Origin of the sequence: Jannaschia sp. W003 (assembly GCF_025144335.1) — a bacterium.
Taxonomy (GTDB): Bacteria; Pseudomonadota; Alphaproteobacteria; order Rhodobacterales; family Rhodobacteraceae; genus Jannaschia.
On record NZ_CP083539.1, the window covers coordinates 1,623,262 to 1,636,563 of the forward strand.

Annotated in this window: 11 protein-coding genes; 6 read left to right on the plus strand and 5 right to left on the minus strand. The window is 73.5% G+C overall.

Annotated features, from left to right (window positions below; genetic code table 11):
- Positions 1 to 82: 82 nt before the first annotated feature.
- A complete protein-coding gene (locus K3554_RS08010) occupies positions 83 to 2,554 on the minus strand; it encodes an NAD-dependent epimerase/dehydratase family protein (protein ID WP_259945713.1) in 2,472 nt (823 codons plus the stop codon).
- 91 nt (positions 2,555 to 2,645) lie between these two features.
- Here K3554_RS08010 and K3554_RS08015 point away from each other — a divergent pair, with 91 nt between their 5' ends.
- Both K3554_RS08015 and K3554_RS08020 read left to right on the plus strand, forming a co-directional pair.
- On the plus strand, positions 2,646 to 4,280 hold the full coding sequence (locus tag K3554_RS08015; RefSeq protein WP_259939036.1) for an alpha-amylase family protein: 1,635 nt from the start codon (positions 2,646 to 2,648) through the stop codon (positions 4,278 to 4,280).
- Between the two features lie 122 nt (positions 4,281 to 4,402).
- Positions 4,403 to 5,995: an alpha-amylase family glycosyl hydrolase gene (locus K3554_RS08020; protein WP_259939038.1), complete on the plus strand. Its 1,593-nt coding sequence runs from the start codon at positions 4,403 to 4,405 to the stop codon at positions 5,993 to 5,995.
- Here the strand turns inward: K3554_RS08020 and K3554_RS08025 are convergent.
- From K3554_RS08025 to K3554_RS08040, 4 genes are read right to left on the minus strand one after another with little or no spacing between them, the layout of a single operon-like run.
- Positions 5,992 to 6,840, minus strand: a complete 849-nt coding sequence (locus K3554_RS08025; RefSeq protein ID WP_259939040.1) for a glycosyltransferase family 2 protein — start codon at positions 6,838 to 6,840, stop codon at positions 5,992 to 5,994. The genes K3554_RS08020 and K3554_RS08025 overlap by 4 nt on opposite strands.
- A complete protein-coding gene (locus K3554_RS08030; RefSeq protein ID WP_259939043.1) occupies positions 6,837 to 7,421 on the minus strand; it encodes a nodulation S family protein in 585 nt (194 codons plus the stop codon). The genes K3554_RS08025 and K3554_RS08030 overlap by 4 nt, the downstream gene beginning before the upstream one ends.
- Positions 7,418 to 8,110: a PIG-L deacetylase family protein gene (locus K3554_RS08035; RefSeq protein WP_259939046.1), complete on the minus strand. Its 693-nt coding sequence runs from the start codon at positions 8,108 to 8,110 to the stop codon at positions 7,418 to 7,420. Before K3554_RS08035 ends, K3554_RS08030 begins: the two co-directional genes overlap by 4 nt.
- Positions 8,103 to 9,119: an acyl-CoA dehydrogenase gene (locus K3554_RS08040; RefSeq protein ID WP_259939049.1), complete on the minus strand. Its 1,017-nt coding sequence runs from the start codon at positions 9,117 to 9,119 to the stop codon at positions 8,103 to 8,105. The genes K3554_RS08035 and K3554_RS08040 overlap by 8 nt, the downstream gene beginning before the upstream one ends.
- Before the next feature lie 172 nt (positions 9,120 to 9,291).
- Here K3554_RS08040 and K3554_RS08045 point away from each other — a divergent pair, with 172 nt between their 5' ends.
- The 4 genes from K3554_RS08045 (at position 9,292) to K3554_RS08060 (ending at position 13,208) form a co-directional block, all read left to right on the plus strand.
- Positions 9,292 to 10,119 (plus strand): MurR/RpiR family transcriptional regulator, encoded by an 828-nt coding sequence (locus tag K3554_RS08045; protein ID WP_259939053.1) that lies wholly within the window; start codon positions 9,292 to 9,294, stop codon positions 10,117 to 10,119.
- Between the two features lie 132 nt (positions 10,120 to 10,251).
- Positions 10,252 to 11,172 (plus strand): sugar ABC transporter substrate-binding protein, encoded by a 921-nt coding sequence (locus K3554_RS08050; protein ID WP_259939056.1) that lies wholly within the window; start codon positions 10,252 to 10,254, stop codon positions 11,170 to 11,172.
- A 120-nt stretch (positions 11,173 to 11,292) separates the two neighbouring features.
- Positions 11,293 to 12,390: an ABC transporter permease gene (locus K3554_RS08055; protein WP_259945837.1), complete on the plus strand. Its 1,098-nt coding sequence runs from the start codon at positions 11,293 to 11,295 to the stop codon at positions 12,388 to 12,390.
- Complete coding sequence (locus K3554_RS08060; protein WP_259939059.1) at positions 12,390 to 13,208, plus strand: ATP-binding cassette domain-containing protein; 819 nt, start codon at positions 12,390 to 12,392, stop codon at positions 13,206 to 13,208. Before K3554_RS08055 ends, K3554_RS08060 begins: the two co-directional genes overlap by 1 nt.
- The last annotated feature ends 94 nt before the right edge of the window (positions 13,209 to 13,302 follow it).

Here is a 13,302-nt window from a genome sequence, read left to right on the forward strand (position 1 = left end):
GCTGCGTTAACTTGTTTTTGCCAGTCGGCAACTTCCGCGAATGCGACGCATTCCGCGGCTGGCATCGCGCCCCGCTCCGCGCTTACCGAATCCACCGGTCCCACGAGCCGTAGCGCTGTCCGCCCACATCCCCGCGCGGGATCGCGAGCGCCGCCAGCGCCACCGCGCAGGCCCACGCGAAGGCCGCCGGCAGCAGCGCGGCGTCCACCTGGAACGGCGCCCAGACCAGCCACGCCGCGAGGGCGACGTTCGCCAGCCGCGCCAGTCGCGCCACCGGCGCCATCGCCGACACCGCCACCACGATCGCCAGCGCGCCCACCACGTGCGCGTGGGGCGCGAGCGAGCCCTCCTGCCAGCCCAGCCAGAGCGGCGAGACCATCAGCGCGATGCCGACCCCGACCGAGGCCGCCAGCGTCCACGGCACCGTCATGCCCCCCGTGAGCATGTCGCGCACGATCACCCCCGGCGGCCGCGCGAAGTCGTCGTCGCGCATGTCGTCTGCGCCCTCGTCGGTGTCGCCGGTGAAGAACACCCGCAGCCACGGGCGCCCCGCGCGGTGGCGGCGCACGAGGAACTGCCCCGTGGCCACCAGCTCGTCGAGCGAGAAGGGGATCTGCAGCACCATCGCCGCTGCTCCGATCAGGGCGAGCGTGGAGTAGGTGCCGATCACGATGGGCTGGATGATGATGAAGCCGATCGAGACCACGCCCAAGGGGACGATCATCATCCCGAACAGCACCACCAGCCACGGCATGGTCCGCCAGCGCCGCGCCGTGCCCACGAGGCCCACCACGATCTCCAGCGCGTAGGTCAGCGCTCCGATGCCCGCGTCCGGCACGGGCCAGGCCTCGGAGACCGACGAGGTCACGATGTCCTCGGTGCCGTTCAAGCTCGGGTCGCGGCCCTCGGAGGCGGGGAAGAACGGATCCCAGACGCCGGGGATCGCCTCGATCTGGTAGGCGGTGAGGTAGTAGGAGAAGCCGAGGCCCACCAGCGCCAGCGCGATCACGGGGATGCGCTGGAACCAGTCCGAGGGCGAGTAGTCCCAGCCCGGCGGGATGGTCGGCCCCGTGCGCCGCGCCACGGGCGAGACGCCGATGGCGGGGGGCGTGGCGACGGCGAGGCTCATGGCAGCGAGGCCGACCAGCACCCCCTGTAGCCAGCCCGTGCCGGTGCCGGGGTGCCAGACGAGGGGCGCGAAGAGGACGAGCACGCCGAGGCCCGCCGCCGCCCAGCGCCCCCAGGGCAGGCGCCAGGAGCAGGACGCGAGGCCCGCGCCGATCAGGAGGAGGCCGAGGACGACGTTGGTCCAGCCGAGCGCGGGGTCGAGCCCCAGCATCGGCGGCGAGACCACGAGCCACGCGCCGAGCGCGGCGTTGGTGCAATGCGCCCAGAGGAACTGGCGGTGGTCGCGGCGGTAGTCGGCCTCGGCGCCCGCCCGCAGGGCCTCCACGTCGTCCACGCGCTCGGCGGCCGACTCCAGCCAGACCGGGGGCGTGATGTGGTTGGCCTCGTACCACGCCATCGGGTCGCGCTTCAGCGCCGCCACCAGCTCCGGCAGCGCGTCGCGGATGCGGCGGCGGGGGCGCCAGCCGAGCAGGCGGCGGGCCTTCGAGACGTCGAGCGCGTAGTGGTCCGAGGCGAGGTCGATCATGAAGGGCCGGATGAACGGCTTCTGCCCCTGGTCGAAGGCGTCGGGGATCGCCGGCTCGGCCGCGGTCTCCAGTGCGGCGCCGACCTTGGCCAGCGGCTTCGGGGCGGCGAGGGTCTGCCAGTGGTCCTCGCCGTGGATCAGACGGCCGAGACGTTCCTGCAGTTCCTCGTAGCTGACCGCATCCGGCTCGCCGACGAGGATCACCTCGTTCGGATCGAGCGCCGCGCGCCGCTCGATGGCGGCCTCGAAGGCGGCGAGCATGTCGTCTTGGTGCACGAAGGCCTGCCCGGCCTCGGCATCGCCGGCGTAAACGTGGCTCTTGATCTCGCGCTCGTAGACGCGGGCGATCTGGTGAGAGAGCGTCGGGACCGCCGTCTCCTCGTCGTAGAGGCCCGCGAGGTGGAGGAAGAGGGGGCGGATCGTGCCGGCCTCCTCGCAGATGATCCGTTCCGTGCGCGCCTTCGACTCGGGATAGGCCCAGGAGGGGTCCTCGGGGGCGCTCTCGTCGATGCGCTCGCCCGGCGCGCCGGCCTCGTGGACGAGCATGGTGCCGGCGTAGAGGAACTGCTCCACCTCCACCGGCCCGGCGCTCAGGGCGCGCAGGAGGCGGCGCGTGCCGGCCTCGTTGACCTCGTGGTAGAGCGGGTCGTCCTCGCCGGTGAAGTCGTAGTAGCCCGCGAGGTGGACCACGGAGGCCACCCGCCCGCCGGAGCGCTGCGCCACCGTCTCGACGGCGCGGCGGACGCTGGCGTCATCGGTCACGTCGCACGGCACGGTGCCGTCGCCGCCCTCGTGGGTCAGGCCGACGATGCGGTACCGGCCCGCGAGCCGCTCTGCCAGCGCGGTGCCGATGGCGCCGTCGGCGCCGGTGATGACGACGGTCTCTCGGTGTTCAGGCATGGATCCCCCGCGGTCTCGGGGCATTAGCGCCGGGGACCGCTCGCCAGTTCCGCCCCGTCCGCTATGTGTCTGCGCAATGGACGGAGGCCCCATGCTCGACCTTTGGTACAAGAACGCGGTGATCTACTGTCTCGACGTCGAGACTTTCATGGACCGGAACGGCGACGGGGTGGGGGACTTTGACGGACTGACGGACCGGCTCGACCACCTCGAGACGCTAGGCGTCACGGCGATCTGGCTCAACCCGTTCTACCCCACGCCGAACCGCGACAACGGCTACGACGTGAGCGACTTCTACGGGGTCGACCCGCGGCTCGGGAATCCGGGCGGCTTCGTGGAGTTCGCGCGGGCGGCGCGCGAGCGGGGCATGAAGCTGCTCGTGGACCTCGTGTGCAACCACACCTCCACGGACCATCCGTGGTTCCAGTCGGCGCGCTCGTCGAAGGACAGCCCGTTCCGCGACTGGTACGTCTGGTCCGAGGAGAAGCCCGAGGACATCGCCGAGGGCATCATCTTCCCCGGCGTGCAGGAGGCGGTCTGGACCTTCGACGAGGCGGCGGGCGCGTGGTACATGCACCGCTTCTACGCCCACCAGGCCGACCTCAACATCGCCAACCCCGCCGTGCGCGAGGAGATCATGCGCATCATGGGCTACTGGCTGGAGCTGGGGGTCGAGGGCTTCCGCGTCGACGCGGTGCCGTTCCTGATCGAGTACAAGGGCCTGAAGGAAGAACCCGAACGAGAGCCGGAGCTGCTCCTGTCGGAGATGCGCGACTTCCTCGCCTGGCGGCGGGCGGGCGCGATCCTGCTGGCCGAGGCCAACGTGGAGCGCGCGCAGGTGCCCGAGTACTTCGGCGGCCGCGAGTTCGACACCGACGAGCGCATGCACATGGTGTTCGACTTCCCCCTGAACCAGCGGATGTGGCTGGGATTGGTCCGCGGCTCGGCCGAGCCGGTGCGCGAGGCGCTGCGCTCGCGGCCCTCGCCGATGCCGGTGCACGCCCAGTGGGCGGTGTTCCTTCGCAACCACGACGAGCTGAGCCTCGACAAGTTGAGCGAGGCCGAGCGCGAGGAGTGCTTCGAGGCCCTCGCCCCCGAGGAGAGCATGCGCGTCTACGGGCGCGGGGTGCGGCGGCGGCTGGCGCCGATGCTGGGCGGGGACGCGGCGCGCCTGAAGCTGGCGCATGCGCTGCTCTACGCGCTGCCGGGGGCACCGGTGATGTGGTACGGCGACGAGATCGGCATGGGCGAGCGGCTGGACCTCTCGGAGCGCTCGCCGGTCCGCACGCCGATGCAGTGGGCCGACGCCCCGAACGCGGGCTTCAGCACGACCGATGGCGATCTGGTCCGTCCCGTGGCCGAGGAGGGGCCCTGCGGCTACCCCGAGGCGAACGTGGCTGCGCAGCGGGGGCATTCGGACTCGCTGCTGGAGACGGTGGGCCGCATGGTCCGCGTGCGCCGCGCCTGCCCGGAGATCGGGTGGGGCTCGTGGGAGATCCTTCCGTCACCGGACGCGGTGCTCGCCCTGCGTTGCACGTGGCAGGGCGAGTCCGTGGTCACGCTCCACGACTTGGGCGGCGAAGGTGCCGAGATCGCTGTGGAGGCCGAGAAGCCCCTCGTGGTCCTCCTGTCGAGCGAGGACTGCGAGGCTCCCGCGCCCGGCGCCCCGGTCGCGCTGGAGCCCCACGGCTTCCGCTGGTTCCGCGAGGGCGGCGAACGCCGCTGACCCTCCCTCATCTTGCCGAAGATACCTCGGGGGGTCCGCAGGCTTCCCGGGATCGGTCCGGCGGACCGATCCGCCTGCGGACGGGCAGAGCCCCCTCCCGTCGCAGCCACGAAGGAGACCCCATGACCGACCGCGACGAAGGCTGGTGGCGCGAGGCCGTCATCTACCAGATCTACCCCCGCAGCTTCCAGGACACCGACGGCGACGGCGTGGGCGACCTGCCCGGCATCCGCCAGCGCCTCGCCCACGTCGCCGAGCTCGGCGCGGACGCGGTGTGGATCAGTCCGATCTACCCCTCGCCCATGGCCGACTTCGGCTACGACGTGGCCGACTACACCGGCATCGACCCGCTGTTCGGCACGCTCGACGACTTCGACGCCGTGCTGGCCGAGGCGCACGGGCTGGGGCTGAAGATGCTGCTCGACTTCGTGCCGAACCACTCCTCGGACCGGCATCCCTGGTTCACGGAGTCGCGGTCGTCGCGCGAGAACTCTAAGCGCGACTGGTACATCTGGCGCGACCCCGCGCCGGACGGCGGCGTGCCGAACAACTGGCAGAGCAGCTCGGGCGGGCCGGCTTGGGCGTGGGACGAGGCGACGGGGCAGTACTACCTGCACAAGTTCCTGCCCGAGCAGCCCGACCTGAACTGGCGCAACCCATTGGTGCGCGAGGCCATGCTCGGTGCCATGCGCTTCTGGTTCGAGCGGGGCGTCGACGGCTTCCGCATCGACGTGCTCTACCACTGCATCAAGGACGCCGCCTTCCGCGACGACCCCGAGAACCCCGACTACGACCCCGAGACCCAGCCGCCCTTCGACGCGGTGATCCCGGTCCACTCCACCGACCAGCCCGAAATCATGCCGCTGGTGGTGGAGCCGATGCGTCGGCTCGCCGAGGAGATGGGCCATCGCCTGCTCGTGGGCGAGATCTACCTGCCGTACGAGCGGCTCGTGGCCTACTACGGCGACAACGGCTCGGGCGTGCACCTGCCGTTCAACTTCGCGCTGATCTCGACCACGTGGAAGGCGGCGCCGCTGGCCGCGCTGATCCGCGAGTACGAGTCGCACCTGCCCCCGGGCGGCTGGCCGAACTGGGTGCTGGGCAACCACGACCAGAGCCGCATCGCCACCCGCATCGGCCCGGAGCGCGCGAAGCTGGCCGCCGTGCTGCTGCTGGCGGCGCTGCGGGGCACGCCGACGCTCTACTACGGCGACGAGTTGGGGACAGAGGACGTCGCCATCCCGCCCGACCGCGTGCGCGACCCGTGGGAGCGCAACATGCCGGGCCTGGGCGAGGGGCGCGACCCGTGCCGCACGCCGATGCGCTGGGATATCGCCCCGAACGCCGGCTTCTGCGCCGAGGGCGTGGAGCCGTGGCTTCCCGTCGGCGCGCACGGGGCCGAGGACACGGTGGCGGGGCAGGCGGGCTGCGACGGCTCGATGCTGGAGCTGCATCGCGCGCTCCTGCGGCTGCGGCGGGCCCATCCCGCGCTGAGCCGGGGCCGCTACGAGCGGGTCGAGGCGCATGGATCGGTGCTGGTGACGGTGCGGGTCGAGGGCGACGAACGCGTCGCGGTGGCGATGAACCTCGGGGGCGAGACGGCCGCGGCGGAGGTGGGCACGGTGGCCGAGGTGCTGCTTGCCACGCACGAGGTGGAGTTGGATGGCCCGGTCCGCCTCCCGGCCGGCGCGGCGGCGGTGCTGCGGCTGGGCTAGGCGACCAGGGCCGAGGGCACCGGGTCGGCCACGAGCGCGGCCAAGCGCTCCGCCGCCCGGGGGCCCTCGGCGCGCAGGGCCTCGGCGAAGCGCGCGAGGCGGGTGCATTGCACCTCTAGCCGCGCGGTCTCGGGCGCGAGGTCCGAGGCGGCGCGGTGGGCGATCGTGTCGGCCATGCCGCCCGGGGCGCGCCCCTCCAGGCGGCACGAGGCCAGCACTACGGCGTCCCACGGATGGGCCACGCGCAGTCCCGCTACGCACAGCCGCCGCACGATGTCGCGGTCCTCGGAGCAGCGCAGGGGCGCGAAGCCGCCCACGGCGCGGTAGGCGGCAGGGCGGAAGGCGAGCAGCGCGCCGGGGGCCTGGCCGTGGCGCGGGGCCGGGTCATGGGGCACGGGCACGGCGCGGGCGCCGATCTCGGCCAGCAGCGCGTCGCGCAGGTCCTCGAGGTCCCCGTGGCGGCGCACCGCGTCGGGCAGGGCGGCGAATTCTAGCGGGTCGGGCACCACGCGGCCGGCGGCGGCATCGGCGAGGATCAGGGCGCGGGCGAGCGCGGCGAGGGCGCCCGGCGCCACCCGGCAGTCCGCGTCCGAGGTCGCGAGCATCGAGGCCGCCGGCCACCGCTGCAGCGCCGCCGCGCAGCCCACGGCGCGGGCCTCGCCCACGCCGCCGGGCAGGGCGGGGGTCTCCAACACCGCGGCGCCCCCGCGGCGCGCGACCTCGGCGGTGTCGTCGGTGCAGGCGTTGGCGACCACGAGGACGCGGGCGCCCTCGTGGCGCAGGGCGGCGACGGCGGCGCCGATGCGCTCCGCCTCGTCGCGGGCGGGGACGACGGCCGCGATCACCCGGCCGCCCTCCAGCCGTCCGCCGCGCAGGGCGAGAGCACATCGATGCGGAAGCCGCGCTCCAGCCGGGCGGTGGCGGCCGTCCGCCCCTCGACGGCGGCGAGGAACAGCGCCAGCGCGGCCTCGCCCTCGAGCGGGTTGCCCGAGGGCCCGCGCCACGTGACGCACACCACGTCCGCGGCGGGCCAGCGCCGGTCGATCTGCGCGGCCAGCGCGTCGATGCCGCCGGCGTCGAGGAAGTAGAGCACCTCGGACAGGACCACGAGGTCGTGGTCCCCGTCCGGCAGCTCACACGGCAGGAAGCCCCGGTGGAACGCGGCCCCCGGCACGGCGCGGCGCGCCGCCTCCAGCGCGCTGTCCACGGCGTCGAGGCCGGCGTAGCGGTCGCAGCGGGGCGCGAGGTGGCGGGCCAGCTCGCCGTTGCCGCAGCCCACCTCCAGCCCCGAGCGGTAGCGCGTGCGGGGCAGGGCGGCGGCGGTGGCCTCGAACTTGCGCTGCTCGTAGGCCGAGGTGCGGAAGTCCCACGGGTCGTCGCCGCCGGCGTAGATGCCTTCCAGGGCGCGGGCGTCGACGGCGCTCACGGGCGCACCTCGAAGAAGGTCTCGGGGGCGTCCACGAAGGCCTCGGCGAAGCCCTCGGGCATCGCGAAGCCGTCGGGGTCGTCGCGCACCACGCGGCCCATCTGGCTGGCGTGGGCGTAGATGGCTGCGCGCTTGTCGTGGCGGCGGCCCCGGCTCCAGCGGAAGGGGCGGGTGCCCGCGGGGACGGGCGCCACGCGGCCCGGGGCGGTCCAGCGCGACCACACGGGGTAGAACAGGAGGCGCAGGCCCGGGCGCCCGGCCGCGACGGCACGGGCGGCGAGGGCGCCGGCTTCGTGGTCGCAGTGGGGGTCGAGCGGCGAGGGGGCGACGAGGGTTCCCGCGTCGAGGCGGTCCACCAGCGCGGTCACGTCGCGCGCGAGGTCGGCGCCCGGTCCGTGGACGCGGTGGAGGGCGGCGTCGGGGAGGCCCAGGAAGGTGACGTCGCCCGGCGTGCCGCCGAGCAGGCCCACGGCGCGGGCCATCTCCTCCTCGCGCAGGCGGGCCATGCGCGCGGGGGGATGGCTGCGCGAGTTCGGGTGCGAGGCGGCCCCGTCGGTCAAGCAGGCCACGTGCGCCGCGCCGCCACCACGCCAGATCTCCGAGAGGAGGAGACCGCAGCCGAGGGACTCGTCGTCCGCGTGGGGGGCGAGCACCAGCACCGGCGCGGGCGCGACGTGCAGCTCATCCATGCCACAGCTCCGAGAGGGGGCCGCGCCCGAGCGCGATGCGGCCCGCGCGCTGCTCGAAGGCGTCGCGGGCGGCCTGGCGGCAGTAGGTGGCGAGGTCGCGGGCGCGGCGGCCGGTCTCGCAGCCGGCGGCGAAGTGCTGCAGGCCGATGGCGCGCTCGGTGGCGGCCACGGCGTCCTGCGCGAGGTCCTCGGTCAGGAGCCGCGCCTGGATCGAGAGCATCACGGCGCGGTCCGGGTCATTGGTGCCCCCGGGGCACATCTCGGTCTCGGCGGCGCGCTCCACCAGCCCGAAGGCGGCCATGGCGCGGGCGACGAGGGGCGCGAGGCGGGCGACCTGCGCGTCGGCGTCCATGCGGCCCATCGCGGCCAGCCGGTCGCGCGCGGCGCCCAGGAGCCCGAGCGTGCCGCCCAATTGCAGCGCGGCGATGCGCCAGACGCCCCCCACGAAGCGCGGCTCGCCGAGGTAGTCGCCGGGGCCGCCCAGCCACTCCGGCCGCAGCCCGTCGAGTACGATCTCGCCCGACACGGTGGCGCGCATGCCGAGCATGTCCCAGGCGGCGGGGCGGTGGCGCGCGGGGTCCGAGGCGTCGATGGCGGCGAGGCGCACCGTGTCGCCCTCGCCGACCGTGACGAGCGCGCGGGCCACGGTGCCGAGGCCCGATGCGAAGCGCTTGGTGCCCCGCAGGCGGCCGTCCTGCTCGGTGCAGGGCGCGTCCGCGTCGGCGCCCCAGACGCCGTGGAGGCCGGGACGGACCGTGCCGCCGAAGTGGCGCACGAGGCGGATGGCGTTGACGTGGCCCTCGGCAAGGCGGGCGAGGGGCAGGTTGCACTCGGCCACCGCCACGAGAGCGGCGGCGAGGGCGCGCGGCTCCTCGGCATCGAGCTCTCCGGAGGCGAGCAGGCGGTCCACCGACGCGGCGATCGGGGCCCCGCGGTCCTCGGCCGCGGCGGCCTCGCGCAGCGCGGGCCAGGGGGCGGAGTCTCCGATGGGGCTCGATCCGTCGTGCATCTGGCTCGCTTCCTTGCCGCGTTCTCAGGGACTTAGCGGCGGCGGGGCGGGCGGCAAGGACGAGGGATCGCAGTCGTGCGCGGAGGCGCAGCCCGGCGCGGTCCGGCGGAATGTCCGTTCCATTCCGTCCCGCCGCGGCTATGGTGCGCCCGCAGTCACCGGAGGGAACGGCGTGGACGGGGAGCCCACCAACGCGGCGCCGGAGACCGTCGCGGCGCTGATCGCGCGCCTCGACGGCGACGCGGAGCGGCTGCCGCGGCGGCTGCGCCAGTGCGCCGAGTACACACGCCGGCACCTGCACCTCGTGGCCGTCTCCACGGTGTCGCAGATGGCCGGCGCGGCGGGTGTGGCGCCGTCGGTCTACGTGCGGTTCTGCCAGGCGCTGGGCTTCCCCGGATACTCCGCCATGCAGGACCTGCTGCGCGCCGGCGTCGCAAGCTTCCGCCCCGACTACGACACCCGCATCGCCGCGCTGCGCGAGGGCGGCGCGGTCGCCACGGGGCGCCTGCTGGCGGACTTCGCGGAGGCCGGGCACCGCTCGCTCGTGGCGTTGTCGGACACGGATATCAGCGAGGCGTTGGACCGCATGGCGCGGGGCATGGGGCGCGCGCGGGTCGTCCACCTGGCCGGGTTCCGGCGGGCCTTCGCGCTGGTGGGCGCGATGGCCTACCTGCTCGGGCGGCTCGACATCCCGGCGGCGCTGCACACCGGCGCGGGCAAGCTCGATGCCGCGGCCACGATGGTGCCGGGCGACGTGCTGCTGGCCGTGACCTTCGCGCCGTTCTCCGAGGAGACGGTGGCGCTGGCGGCAGCGGCGGCGGCGCGCGGCGTGACGGTCTACGGCCTGACGGACTCCGAAGCCTGTCCCCTCGCGCCCCACGCAGCCGAGCTGGTGGTGGCCGCCGAGGCGGAGGTGGCCGGCTTCCGCTCCATGGCCGCCTCGATGACGATCGCGGCAACGCTCGCAGTGGCGGCCGGCGCGGCGCGCCGCGACGGTTGACAGGACGGCGCCCCGGACCTTACGGAATGGATGTTCCATCGGCTCAGGGAGAGTCGGCGGAGCGGGCGCGATTGGTGGAGGCCGGGCGTGTCCATGGGGGGAACGGCCCCCGCGATACCTTTGGGAGGTAACATGACCAAGCTCTTCAAGGCGGCCGCGGCCGTGGCGGCGATGGGCATCGCCGCGCCCGCGCTCGCGCAGGACATCATCGTGGTCAGCCACGGGCAGGCCAACGACCCGTTCTGGTCGGTGGTCAAGAACGGCGTCGACCTCGCCGCCGAGCATACCGGCGCCAACGTCGACTACCGCGCGCCCGAGACCTTCGACATGGTGGCCATGAGCCAGCTCATCGACGCGGCCGTGAACCAGGAGCCCGACGGGCTGGTGGTCTCGATCCCCGACGGCGACGCGCTGGGACCGTCGATCGAGCGGGCCGTGGCCGCGGGCATCCCCGTGATCTCCATGAACTCCGGCTCCGACGTGGCGGGCGATCTCGGGGCTGCGCTGCACGTCGGCCAGTCCGAGCGCGACGCGGGCGTGGCTGCCGGCGAGAAGCTGGCCGAGATGGGCGGCACCAGCGCGATCTGCGTCAACCACGAGGTCGGCAACGTGGCGCTCGACCTGCGCTGCGAGGGCTTCGCCGAGGGCTTCGGCGGCGCGGTCGAGGTCGTGCCCACGGGCAACGACCCCGCCGAGATCGAATCCAAGGTCTCCGCCGCGCTGGCCTCCAACGAGGACGTCGACACCGTGATGGCGCTGGGCGCCTCGCTCGCCGGCGAGCCGGCGGTCGCGGCCGCGAACGCCTCGGGCCGCGACGTGATGGTCGCCACGTTCGACCTGTCGGCCAACTTCCTGCAGAGCATCGTCGACGGCGAGGCCGCCTTCGCGATCGACCAGCAGCAGTTCCTGCAGGGCTACCTGCCGGTGGTGTTCCTGGCCAACAACGCGAACTACGGCCTGATGCCGGGCGGCGACGTGGCCTCGGGCCCGAACCTCGTCACCCAGGACAAGGCCGGCCAGGCGATCGAGCTGTCCGCGCAGGGCATCCGCTGATGGCCGCGGCGGCCCACCGGGCCGCGTGCGCATGACACCGGGGGTCGCGGCGCCGCGTCGCGCCGCGGCCCCCTTCTCGGTCGGGAGCAGGGGGAGACGACGATGACCGATGGGACCGCCATGCCGCCACCCGCGGCCGACGAGCGGCTGAAGAAGGAGGGGTTCGGCGCCCGCGTGATGAAGCGCCCCGAGCTCGGCGCCATCGCCGGCGTGGTGCTGGTGACGCTCTTCTTCCTCGTGACCGCCGACCCGGCGATGTTCACGCTCTCGGGCGTGATCAACTTCATGACCCCCGCCGCGCAGCTCGGCATCCTCGCCATCGGCGCGGCGCTCCTGATGATCGGCGGCGAGTTCGACCTCTCGATCGGCTCCATGGTGGCCTTCGCAGGGCTGTTCTTCGCGGCCGCCACCGTGACCTTCGGCCTGCCGCTGATCCTCGCCATCCCGCTGACCTTCGCCTTCGCCGCCGCGGTCGGCTCGCTGAACGGCCTGATCGTGATCAAGTCCGGCCTGCCGAGCTTCATCGTCACCCTGGCCTTCCTGTTCATCCTGCGCGGCCTGTCGCTCGTCGGCCTCAAGATGGCGACGGGCGGCTCCACGCAGCTTCGCGGCGTGCGCGAGGCGACGGAAGGGGACTGGCTCGCGCCGTTCTTCTCAGGCGACGCCTTCGGGCCGTTCTTCGCCTGGGCCGCCGAGGCAGGCTGGGTCGAGACCTTCAACAACGGCGCCCCCAAGGTGCCGGGCCTGCCGATCGAGATCGTCTGGTTCGTCCTCCTCGCCTTCGCGGCCACCTGGGTGCTGCTGCGCACGCCCGCGGGCAACTGGATCTTCGCCGCCGGGGGCGACGCGAACGCCGCCACCAACTCGGGCGTGCCGGTGCGGCGGGTGAAGATCGCGCTCTTCATGGTCACCGCCTCTTGCGCCGCCCTCGTGGCCATCGTCACGGTGATGGACGCCGGCTCGACGGACTCGCGCCGGGGCTTCCAGAAGGAGTTCGAGGCTATCATCGCCGCCGTGATCGGAGGGTGCCTGCTGACGGGCGGCTACGGCTCGGCGATCGGCGCGTTCTTCGGGGCGATCATCTTCGGCATGGTGGTGATCGGGCTGACCTACACCGACTTCGACCAGGACTGGTTCCAGGTGTTCCTGGGCGGGATGCTCCTGATCGCGGTCCTCTTCAACAACGCGATCCGCAAGCGCGTCACGGGAGAGCGGTGATGACCCAGGACAGCACCTTCCACCACGGCGACGCGCCGGATGCCGCGCCCATCGTCCAAATGCGCGACATCGAGAAGCACTTCGGCAACATCATCGCGCTGGCCGGCGTCTCGTTCGACGTGCGCCCCGGCGAGTGCCATTGCCTCCTGGGCGACAACGGCGCGGGCAAGTCGACCTTCATCAAGACCATGTCGGGCGTCCACAAGCCCACGAAGGGCGAGATCCTGTTCGAGGGCCGGCACATGGACTTCGCCTCGCCCCGCGACGCCATGGAGGCGGGCATCGCCACCGTGTTCCAGGACCTCGCGATGATCCCGCTGATGAGCGTGACCCGCAATTTCTTCATGGGCCGCGAGCCGACCACCGGGCGCGGGCCGTTCAAGCGCATGGACACGGACGGCATGAACCGGACCACCATGGAGGCGATGCGCTCCATGGGCATATCCTTGCGCGCACCCGACCAGGCGGTCGGCACGCTCTCGGGCGGCGAGCGGCAGACCGTGGCCATCGCCCGCGCGGTGCACTTCGGCGCCAAGGTGCTGATCCTCGACGAACCGACTTCCGCCTTGGGAGTGCGCCAGACCTCGAACGTGCTCGCCACCATCGACAAGGTGCGCAAGCAGGGCATCGGCGTGGTGTTCATCTCCCACAACGTGCGCCACGCGCTGGCGGTGGGCGACCGCTTCACGGTGCTCAACCGCGGCAAGACGCTGGGCACCGCCCGGCGCGGCGAGATCACGCCCGAGGCGCTGCAGGACCTCATGGCCGGCGGGCAGGAGATGGCGCAGCTCGAGGGCTCGCTCGGCGGAACGGTCTAGGCGCCGGGCACCGCGGGCGCGGGCAGGATCGTGCCCTCGGACGTCCCGAAGCCGCGGCCCGCGGCGCCCCCGCAGCGGGCGGCGGACCGGCGTG